This window comes from Polaromonas sp. P1_E1_2, assembly GCF_056406035.1.
The window spans coordinates 1-1,834 of record NZ_JBFUAZ010000731.1; the positions used below are offsets into that span (position 1 = coordinate 1).

Here is a 1,834-nt window from a genome sequence, read left to right on the forward strand (position 1 = left end):
CTCCTCGCTTCAGGGACGCGGTTTTCAGGTCGAAAACATCGAAATGCCCTGGTCTGCGCGAAGGGGCTATGACGTCAACGTGGCAACTGCCGAAGCCGAAGTTGAATCCGCGATCAGCCGCCTTCGGACAAARGGTGTCAACAAGGTATTTGTTGCAGGCCACAGCCAGGGCGGAATATTCGCTCTTTATTTCGGGAGCAAATACAAGGTGGACGGCGTGGTCGCCATCGCGCCTGGCGGCAACGTTGGAAGCACTTTATTTCGCGAGAAGCTCGCAGAGGCGTTGTCCCTGGCTCGCAAGAACCTTGACGAGGGCAAGGGTGCGGAGAAAGTTCAGTTGTCAGATTACGAAGGCAGCAAAGGTGTCTACCCCGTGGTCACAACGCCAGCCAGCTATCTGACATGGTTTGAGCCTGAAGGTGCGATGAACCAGGTCAACGCCATGAAGGCATTCAAGGCCGAGACGCCCGTGCTTTACATCGCACCGGTCAATGACTACCCAGCGTTGGCGCGAGCCAATGGTCAACTGTTCGAACTCCTGCCGAAGCATCCACTGACCCAGCTCTATCAACCGGCGTCCAGTCACCTCAACGCACCGGCCTCGTCAGCCCAAGCCATCGGTGACTGGATGAGTACGGTCTCGGGCAACAAGTAACCCCATTGGTCCGCCCAGCCCTGGGCAGACCTTCGACTGCCCTTTGCGCCGGTTCTGGTCGCCCCTTGAGGCGCTTGCGGAGGTTGGCGCGCTGTCTTTCGGGCTATTGGCCACCCATGAGCTGCGGGCACCTCGCGCTGCGGGGCGATGAGCAGGACGCAAGCCACCGTCTTTCCCCCTTCAATCCACCAGCCCATTGCAATCAGATGATAATTATTCTCAATTAGAGTTTTAACCTTTGGGCAGCGCGATGCCTCGCCCTGAAAGACACCATGTCCACAATACCGCAGGCCACCGCCCCTTCTCCCGAGACCGCACCGCGCAAGCGCCGGCCGCCACGCCACGTGCAGGTCACTCGCGTGCAAACCCTGAGCCCGCTGATGCGCCGCATCACACTGCAAGGCGCGGAACTGGAAGGCTTTGAGGTGGCCGACCCGGCCTGCTACATGAAGCTGATTTTTCCCGAGCCGGGACAAACCGAGCCTGACCGTCCCTTGCCCGATGGCCCGCGGGCGAAGTCCATGCGCACTTACACGCCGCTGGCGGTGCGCAGCGATGTGCTGGAAGTCGATGTCGATTTTGTGCTGCACGGCGATGGCCCCGCATCCACCTGGGCGGCGCAGGCGCAGCCGGGCCAGGTGCTGTATTTGATGGGCCCAGGCCCGGGCTACAAAGTTCAGCTGGATGCGCCCGCGCATTTTTTGATCGGTGACGACAGCGCCTTGCCCGCGTTTGAAACCATTCTGGCCAGCTTGCCCGCGAGCGCGCAAGTTCAGGTGCTTGTCGAGGTGGTGGATGCAGCTGAAGAGCGCCCGCTGCAAAGCACCGCCAAAGTGAATGCCCAATGGGTCGCCCGTGGCGCCGACAACAACAAGGCCGGCCAGGCACTGGAAGCCGCGTTGCGCAAAGCCGGCGCACCCGCACCCGGCACGCGCATTTACCTGGCCTGCGAGGCGGCGGCCATGCGCCGACTACGCCAGTTGCTGATTGAAGAGCTGGGTGTGGAACGCAGCAGCATTATGGGCCGTGGCTACTGGAAGTTGGGGACCATCAACCACCCGGACCATGATTACGGCGAGGATTGAGCCCCACGCTCCCCCACTGCGTGTGGGTCGCTGCCCCCCCGAGGGGGCCGCCCGCCTGTGGCCCGGCAAAGCCGGTTCCACGGCTCATGCTGGC

2 protein-coding genes are annotated in these 1,834 nt (G+C 62.0%); both read left to right on the top strand.

Going from position 1 to position 1,834, the window contains the following annotated elements; genetic code table 11:
• Positions 1-655 (top strand): alpha/beta hydrolase (locus tag AC1D1P_RS22255; RefSeq protein WP_477674480.1); only part of this gene is annotated, 655 nt, incomplete at its 5' end.
• Between the two features lie 272 nt (positions 656-927).
• Positions 928-1,740: a siderophore-interacting protein gene (locus tag AC1D1P_RS22260; RefSeq protein ID WP_477674481.1), complete on the top strand. Its 813-nt coding sequence runs from the start codon at positions 928-930 to the stop codon at positions 1,738-1,740.
• Positions 1,741-1,834 lie beyond the last annotated feature (94 nt).